This window comes from Citricoccus sp. (genome assembly GCF_032154715.1).
GTDB lineage: Bacteria > Actinomycetota > Actinomycetes > Actinomycetales > Micrococcaceae > Citricoccus.
This window is the reverse complement of the sequence record NZ_JALDXU010000124.1, coordinates 1-8,096: the sequence shown is the minus strand read 5'-3', so window position 1 is coordinate 8,096 and position 8,096 is coordinate 1. Positions and strand designations below refer to the sequence as shown.

Annotated in this window: 8 protein-coding genes; 2 read left to right on the top strand and 6 right to left on the bottom strand. The window is 70.6% G+C overall.

Annotated features, from left to right (window positions below):
* Together RUH65_RS14590 and RUH65_RS14585 are read right to left on the bottom strand one after the other, a co-directional pair.
* Nucleotides 1–391: IMP dehydrogenase (locus RUH65_RS14590; protein WP_313818330.1), on the bottom strand; the 391-nt coding region annotated here is incomplete at its 3' end.
* A gap of 31 nt (nucleotides 392–422) precedes the next feature.
* Nucleotides 423–1,367 (bottom strand): LysR family transcriptional regulator, encoded by a 945-nt coding sequence (locus tag RUH65_RS14585; protein ID WP_313818329.1) that lies wholly within the window; start codon nucleotides 1,365–1,367, stop codon nucleotides 423–425.
* 86 nt (nucleotides 1,368–1,453) lie between these two features.
* Here RUH65_RS14585 and RUH65_RS14580 point away from each other — a divergent pair, with 86 nt between their 5' ends.
* Both RUH65_RS14580 and RUH65_RS14575 read left to right on the top strand, forming a co-directional pair.
* Nucleotides 1,454–2,764, top strand: coding sequence for an enolase C-terminal domain-like protein (locus tag RUH65_RS14580; RefSeq protein WP_396180364.1), 1,311 nt, complete (start codon nucleotides 1,454–1,456; stop codon nucleotides 2,762–2,764).
* 2 nt (nucleotides 2,765–2,766) lie between these two features.
* Nucleotides 2,767–3,804 carry a 2-hydroxyacid dehydrogenase gene (locus RUH65_RS14575; RefSeq protein ID WP_313818328.1) on the top strand — a complete coding sequence of 346 codons (1,038 nt, stop codon included), beginning with the start codon at nucleotides 2,767–2,769 and terminating at the stop codon, nucleotides 3,802–3,804.
* Between the two features lie 42 nt (nucleotides 3,805–3,846).
* Here the strand turns inward: RUH65_RS14575 and RUH65_RS14570 are convergent, their stop codons facing one another.
* From RUH65_RS14570 to RUH65_RS14555, 4 genes are read right to left on the bottom strand one after another with little or no spacing between them, the layout of a single operon-like run.
* A complete protein-coding gene (locus RUH65_RS14570; RefSeq protein WP_313818326.1) occupies nucleotides 3,847–4,569 on the bottom strand; it encodes a sulfite exporter TauE/SafE family protein in 723 nt (240 codons plus the stop codon).
* Nucleotides 4,570–5,757, bottom strand: a complete 1,188-nt coding sequence (locus RUH65_RS14565) for an oligopeptide/dipeptide ABC transporter ATP-binding protein (protein WP_313818325.1) — start codon at nucleotides 5,755–5,757, stop codon at nucleotides 4,570–4,572.
* Nucleotides 5,754–6,908: an ABC transporter ATP-binding protein gene (locus RUH65_RS14560; protein WP_313818324.1), complete on the bottom strand. Its 1,155-nt coding sequence runs from the start codon at nucleotides 6,906–6,908 to the stop codon at nucleotides 5,754–5,756. The genes RUH65_RS14565 and RUH65_RS14560 overlap by 4 nt, the downstream gene beginning before the upstream one ends.
* Nucleotides 6,905–7,993, bottom strand: a complete 1,089-nt coding sequence (locus RUH65_RS14555) for an ABC transporter permease (protein WP_313818322.1) — start codon at nucleotides 7,991–7,993, stop codon at nucleotides 6,905–6,907. Before RUH65_RS14555 ends, RUH65_RS14560 begins: the two co-directional genes overlap by 4 nt.
* Nucleotides 7,994–8,096: the final 103 nt, after the last annotated feature.

Below are 8,096 nucleotides of genomic sequence, written 5' to 3'. Positions count from 1 at the left end.
GGGCCAGGCGCTCGGTGATCAGCTCGGCCTGGATCGGCTGCGAGTAGATCTCCTGCAGACGCCGCGTGTTCGCCGGCGAATAGTTGCTGGGCTCGAAGGCGGCGATCTCCTCGAGCACGGAGGTCGGATCCTCGTAGCGGGTCCACAGACCTTCGAGGTTGAGCACGCCCATGCCGCCGAGCTGGCCCAGGGCGATGGCGGTGTCCGGGCTCATGACCGAGTCCATCGGCGCGCCGATCACCGGCATGTCGAACGTGAAGGCATCGATCTGCCAGTTGATGGACACATCCTCGGGGTCCCGGGTCCTGCGCACGGGCACCACCGCGATGTCATCCAGGGCGTAGGCCCGACGTCCCCGCTTGCCGCGGCCAATTTCGATCTCGTTGCTCACGCTTTCCAGCCTAGTGCAGGCACCGGACGGGTTAGTCCCCGGAGACGGGGGACGTGCCATCCCCGAGGACACCCTGTGGCGAGAGGCTACCCAGGATGAGTTCACGCAGCCGTGCGGCGGCGGGATTGTCCCCGTTCTCATTCCACGCCAGGTGCAGGTCGGCGCGGTTGAGGTCCTCGAGTCCCGCGGGCCCCTTGAGCTCCTCGGCCACCACACCGGGAGGGGCGAAGTCCATGGCGGAGGCCGGCACCATCGTGATGCCCAGCCCGGCCGCCGCGAACGCCAGCAGTGCGGGGACCTGGCTGGCCAGCTGGGTGATGGTCGGGGTCATGCCGGCGCTCTCATAGAGCCGCATCACGAGGTCGTAGAAGTACCGCGCCTCAGCGGTGGAGTACATCATGAGCGGATGGCCCTCCAGGTCCCGGAGCCGCACACCCCGGCCGGTGGCCAGCGCGTGACCCTCCGGCAACGCCACCACGAGCCGGTCCTTGAAGATCAGTTCGGTGCGCACGCCGGGGCGGGACACGATCGGACGGAGCAGTCCGAGGTCCACCGCACCGCGGGACAGGGCCTCCAGCTGATCGGCGGAGACGGCCTCCCGCAACACGAGGGACACCCCGGGCATGTGCTCGCGGGCCAGGCGCAGCAGCCAGGGCAGGGCCGCCTGGCCCGCAATGGCCGTGTATCCCAGCACGATCGAGCCGGCGTCACCGGTGGAGACCCGGCGGACGTCCAGCTCCGTCTTGGTGCACAGGTCCAGGATGCGCCGAGCACTGGGCAGCAGGGTCTGGCCGGCGGCCGTCAGCTCCACCTTCCGGCTGCTGCGCACGAACAGCTGGGCTCCCAGTTCCCTTTCCAGAAGCTGGATCTGCCGGCTCAGGGGCGGCTGGGTCATGTTCAGACGGGTGGCCGCCGCCCCGAAGTGCAGTTCTTCTGCCACGGCCACGAAGGACTCCAGCTGGATGAGCGAGAACATCGATCCACTCCTTGAATGATTGTGTGCACATATTAGCTTGGACGCGCATCGATCCGCCGCCCTAGGTTGAAGGGGTGAACGCACAGATCGCACCGGCCTCCGGACCCACAAAAGCCACCCTCACGAGTCCCGGTCCCGTCATCACCGGCACCACCATCACCCCGGTGGCGTTCGCGGATCCGCCGCTTCTCAACACGGTCGGCGTCCACGAGCCCTTCGCCCTGCGGGCCATCCTCCAAGTGCACACCGATGCCGGGGTGACCGGCCTCGGCGAGACCTACGGGGACGCCGCCCACCTGTCACGGCTGGAGGTGGCCGCCCGCGCGGTCGTCGGCGCGGACTCCTTCAACACCAATGACCTGCGCCGCAGGATCACCCGCGCCCTCGCCGCGGACACCACGCAGGGCGGCCACGGCATGAGCGGCATGGTCACCGGTTCCGCCACCGCGGACCGCGTGCTCTCCCCCTTCGATGTGGCCTGCCTCGATATCCAGGGCAAGGTCCTCGGCCTGCCGGTCAGCACCCTGCTCGGTGGCGCCCTGCGAGAGTCCGTTCCCTTCAGTGGCTATCTGTTCTACAAGTGGGCCGGGCATCCCGGCGCCGAGGCTGACCTGTACGGCGAAGCGCTGGATCCGGCCGGCGTCGTGTCCCAAGCCCGTTGGCTGGTGGGCACCTACGGCTTCACCGCGCTCAAGCTCAAGGGCGGGGTCTTCGCCCCGGAGGCCGAGTGCGAGGCCATCGAGGCCTTGCGCGCCGAGTTCCCGGACCTGCCGCTGCGGCTCGACCCGAACGGGGCTTGGACGGTGGAGACCTCCGTGCGGGTGGCCGAGCGTCTCGGTGGGGTCTTGGAATACCTCGAGGACCCCACGCCGGGGATCGAGGGCATGGCCGAGGTCCGGCGTCGCACGTCCATGCCCCTGGCCACCAACATGTGCGTGGTGGGCTTCGCCGACATCCCGCCGGCCGTGGCCGCCGGGGCGGTGGACGTGGTGCTCTCGGACCACCATTTCTGGGGCGGCCTGCGCCGGTCTCAGATGCTCGGCGGCATCGCCGAGACGTTCGGCTGGGGACTGTCCATGCACTCCAACTCGCACCTCGGCATCAGTCTGGCCGCCATGGTGCACCTGGCCGCGGCCACCCCGAATGTGGACTACGCCTGTGACACGCACACGCCGTGGAAAGACCCCGCCGAGGACGTGGTGCTGCCTGGTGTCCTGGCCATCGAGGACGGCTCGGTGGCGGTTCCCACGGCCCCCGGCCTCGGGGTCGAACTCGACGAGGACGCCTTGGCCCGGCTGCACCAGCAGTACCTGCGCGCGGGCCTGGCCGAGCGGGACGACACCGGCTACATGCGCCGCTTCCAGCCCGACTTCGATCCTTCTCCGGCCCGGTGGTGAGCATGGCGCCGGCCTCAGGACACCAAGGTTCGACGCCGGCCCGCCGGCTGACCGTGCTCGTCACCGACCCGATCATCACCCGGTGGTCCGCTGTGCTGACCGCAGGGGCCCCGAACCACGACTGGGTGTTCCTCACCGATGCAGACGACGACGGCCAGAGGGCCGCCGCCGCGGACTGCGACGTGCTGATCTGCTCACGGTTGTCCGCAGAGGTGGCGCCTTGCGTCCGCGCCGCGCTCGTCCAGGTCACCGGAGCCGGGTTGGACCGGGTCGCGGTGACGGCGTTGCCGGCCGGCACCGAGGTCACCACCACGGCCCATCACGAGCGCTCGATCGCCGAGCACGTACTGCTCTCCGTCCTGGCCCTCGAGCGGCAGCTGCTCTCCCGGGACCGGGCCCTGCGCTCCGGGACTTGGCGCACGCTGGCCACGGATCCCACGGTGCCCGCCTTCCGCACTCTGGACACGATGACCGTCGGCGCCGTGGGCCTGGGCGGCATCGGAGCGGCGGCTCTCCGACTGGCAGGTGGCTGGGGCATGGACACCGTTGCTGTCCGGGGCAACCCGGACTCCCCACTACCCATGGGGGTCTCCCCCCGCTGGGTCGGGGGTACCGGGGACCTGCCGCGCCTGCTGTCCGAGGCCGACGTCGTGGTGGTGTCCGTCCCGCTCGGCCCTGACACCGAGTCGCTGATCGGGGAAGCAGAGCTGACCGCGATGAAGGCGGACGCCTACCTGGTGAACGTGGCCCGCGGGCCCGTGGTGGACCAGGATGCCCTCTACGCCGCGCTGACCGCACCGGCCGGAAGCCCGGCGGCGATCGGTGGCGCGGCGATCGACGTCTGGTGGGGTGCCCCGGCACCCGGGCGCACTCCCCCGGCGGACCACGACTTCGCCATCCTGGAGAACGTGGTCCTCACCCCCCACTGCTCCGGGCATGCCGAGTCGACCTTCGCGGGCCGCGCGGCGGACCTTGCCGCGAACGTCGAACGCCTCGCCGCCGGGGTGCCGCGGCTGGGCGTGGTGAGCCCGAAACGCTGACGTTCACCGTTGGGTGGCGCACATTTCTGGCAGGCCGGACTTCTACGCACCCAACAGCAGTCGGACCACGAGGAGGGACGCACCTCCGAGAGCCAGCACCAATCCAGATACCCGCAATCGTTCGACGGTCATCCAGCGGTTGAGCCGGCGGGAGAGCAGGAAACCGGCGGCGACGGCCGGAATGAGCCAGAGGACGACCTGCACCGCGTGCCAGGTCACGGACCCGACGAGGGCCAGCAGGGCGACGGAGGTGACGGAGCCGACGAGGAAGAAGGCGCTCATGGTTCCCCGCAGTCGTGAGGGGTCCTGGCCCTGCCACACCACCGCCATGGGCGCCCCGCCGATCGAGGTGGAGGTGCCCATGATCCCGGACAGCGCCCCGGCGGTGACGAGGGCGGTACGCGTGGGGACCGGCCGCCAGCCCAGGAAGGCGCTTCCGATGCCGATGACGACGGACACGGCCACCACCCAGGACAGGGCGCTCACGGGCAGCACCACCACCATCAGGGCTCCCAGGACGCTGCCCGGCAGCCGGCCCACCAGCGCCCAGCCCGCCCCGGCGAGGTCCAGGTGGGCGCGTTCGCGCAGGGTCACCATCAGGGCGAGAAGGCACGCGAACATCACTACGAGGGACGGGAGCAGATCCGGCTCCACCAGGGCGATGACCGGGGCGGCCACCATCCCCGCACCGAAGCCGATCGAGCCCTGCAGGGCCGATCCGACGAAGACCATCACCGCGATGAGGGCGAAGGACCCAGGGTCCACCTAGCCCACCGCTGCGGGGTGTGCCCCCGGCGCGGGCTCCTCCATGGGGAAGTGGCACTCGGCCTGGTGGGTGAAGTCCGCGGTGCCCGCCTGCTGGGGCACGGGGGTGCCGTCCGGCCACGCGGAGCTGCCCTCGGGGCCCGTCCCCAGGCTCCACACCGGGCCGGGAGTCCGGACCGCGGGTGCCGGCAGGTGCTGCACACTCCGTCCCGATTCCTCCGCCGTCCGCGCCGCAGGACGTTCCACCGCGCAGATCTCTTGCGCCTTCCAGCAGCGCGTGCGGAACCGGCAACCCGAAGGCGGGTCCAGCGGAGACGGCAGCTCGCCGCGCAGCACGATCCGCTCCTCGGGGCGGGCCGCCGGGTCCAGCTTGGGCGACGCGGACATCAGCGCCGCCGTGTACGGGTGCAGGGGACGCTCGAAGACGTCCTCGGTGGTGCCGGTCTCGATGATCCGGCCGAGGTACATCACGGCCACCCGGTCGGTGACGTGGCGGACCACGGAGAGGTCATGGGAGATGAACAGGTAGCTGACGCCCAATTTCTGCTGCAGCTCATTGAGCAGGTTCAGCACCTGGGCCTGCACGGAGAGGTCCAGGGCGGAGACGGGCTCGTCCAGGATGATCAGGTCCGGGTTCAGGGCCAGGGCCCGGGCGATGCCGATGCGCTGGCGCTGCCCGCCGGAGAACTCCTGGGGGGACTTCTTCGCATCCGAGGCGCGCAGGCCGACGAGCTGGAGCAGCTCTCGCAGGCGGGCGTCCCGCTCCCGGGCGGTCCGGTACAGGCTGCGGTGGGTGGCCCACGGTTCCGAGATGATCTCGCCGGCCGACATGCGGGCGTTGAGCGAGGCGAACGGGTCCTGGAACACCATCTGCACGCGGCGGCGCCACGCCATCAGGTCCTTGCCGCGCAGGGAGAACGGGTCCTGCCCTTCGAAGGTGACGGAACCGGAGTCCGGGGTCTCCAGCAGCATCAGGGTCCGGGCCAGGGTGGACTTGCCGCACCCGGACTCCCCCACGAGGCCCAGGGTCTCCCCGCGGCCGACCGAGAGGCTGACCCCGTCGAGCGCCTTCAGCCGGTCATTGCCGGAGGCGCTGCGCTGGACCTGGAAGGTCTTGGTGATGTTCTCGACCTCGAGGGCCGTGCCCGCGGTGGAGGCCGCAGCGTCATGGGTCAGGGTGGCGGTCATGCTCGGGCCTCCGGTTCGGTGGGCGGGGTGGCGGTGGGGCCGGCGTCGGCATCATCCGCGGCAGGGGATTCCGCAACAGCCACGGCCGGCGGATCGGCCGCGAGCAACTCCTCGGAGAAGTGGCAGGCGGCACGCTGGCCGGGCACGGTCTCGCGCAGGGCGGGCCCCTGGGCCCGGCAGATCTGGCGGGCCAGCGGGCAGCGGTCCTGGTAGACGCATCCGGCGGGGATGTCTTTGAGGTCGGGCGGGCTGCCCGGGATCGAGCTCAGGTCCCCGCCGCGTTCGGCGCCGGCGGGAACGGACTCCAGCAGTCCCTTGGTGTAGGGGTGGGTGGGTGTGGCGAAGACCTGTTCCACGGGGCCCTGCTCCACCACGGTGCCGGCGTACATGACGCAGACGGCATCCGCCTCCTCCGCCACCACCGCGAGGTCGTGGGTGATCAGGACCACGGCCATGTCTTCCTCAGCCCGCAGCCGGCGCAGCAACTCCATGATCTGGGCCTGCACCGTGACGTCCAGTGCGGTGGTGGGCTCGTCCGCGATCAGCAGCCTTGGCCCCAGGGCCACCGCCATTGCGATGAGGATGCGCTGCCGCATGCCGCCGGAGAACTGGTGCGGATAGGCGTCCACGCGGGATTCGGGCTCCGGGATGCCGACGCGCCTCATCAGCTCGACGGCTTCCACCTTGGCTTTCCTGGCGTTCAGGCCGCGGTGGATCCGGAAGGCCTCGCCGAGCTGCGTTCCCACCGTGTAGACGGGGTTGAGCGCGGTCAGGGCGTCCTGGAAGACGATCCCGAGTTCCACGCCGGCGATCGCCCGGCGGCGCTTGGCGCTGATCCGGTTCAGGTCCTCCCCGTTCAGCATCACCGTGCCGCCGTCCACATGGGCCACGGCGTCCAGCTGGCCGGCGATCGCCTTGGCGGTCATGGACTTGCCGCAACCGGACTCGCCGAGCAGCGCCAGGGTCTGTCCCGCCACGGCGGTGAAGCCCACGTCACTGACGGCCCGGACGGTGCCGAGGGGCGTGCGGATGTCCACATCCAGTCCGGTCACCTCGAGGACCGTGTCCCCGGGGGTGGGTGTGGCACCGCCGGGGTGCGCGGAACTTCCGCCCTTGCCGGACGCGTGACGTTCGCGGGTCTGCGTGCTCATGGCTTCTCCTGGGTGTTCTGGTTCTCGCTGGCGGCATCGACCTCACGGTCGGTGCGTGCCTCGGAGGCATCGGTGGCGGCCGAGGCCGCTGCGACCTTGCGGGCGGGCAGGCGGTGGATCATCCTGGCCCGGCGCGGCAGGGTCAGCCGCCAGCGCTGGGCGGGATCCGTGGCGATGCGCAGCCAGGCGGCCAGCATGTTGGCGGCGATGGCCGTGATGACGATGGCCAGACCGGGCAGGATGGACAGCCACCAGGCCGTCTGCAGGTACTGCCGGCCCTGGGCGACCATCAGGCCCCAGGACACGTCCGGCGGCTGGATACCGATGCCGAGGAAGCTCAGGGAGGACTCGGCCAGCATCACGTAGCAGAACTCGAGGGTGGCCAGCGTGAGGATGGTGGGCGTCACGATCGGGATGACGTGACGGCGGATGATCGCGTTGGGGCGGGTGCCGAAGGTGCGGGCGGCATCCACGAAGGTCCGGCTCTGCAGTTCCGCTGACTCGGCCCGGGCGGTGCGGAGGTAGATCGGGATGCGCGTGATCGCCAGGATCAGCACGATGTTCGCGATCGAGGGGCTGAAGACGTACAGCACCACCACGGCCAGCAGCAAGGACGGGAAGGACATGATGATGTCCGCGATGCGCATCGACACGGTCTCGCGGGCCCCCCGGTGGTAGCCGGCCCAGACGCCCCACAGGGAGCCGATGACCATGGCGATCAGCACCGCGGGCAGTGCCACGAGCAGAGTGGTGCGGGTGGCGACCACCAACCGGGCCAGCATGGAGCGGCCCAGGGAGTCCGAGCCCAGGATGAACTCCCACCCGTTGGCCAGGTCGAACGGAGCCTGGTTGGCGAACATGAGGTCCTGCCGGGTGGCGAGATCGCCCATCAGCATCGGGCCGACGACGGCGGTGGCGCCGACGATCAGCAGGATCAAGGCCCCGGCTGTGGCGAAGGGGTCCCTCAACAGCATGCGGAACATGCCGGGGCGCCCCGTGCCCGCAGGTTTCGGGGACGATCCGGAGGAGACTCCAGGAGGGATCTCAGCGGGAGTGTCAGCAGTGGTGTCAGCGGTCGTGCTCATGAGGTCCTCCTAGGCCCGTGCGGTGGGCTGGGGTGTGGACGGGAAGGCGGACGGGGAGGCGGCGGCACCGGCGGCGGAGGGGCCAGTCGAGGTACGACGTAGG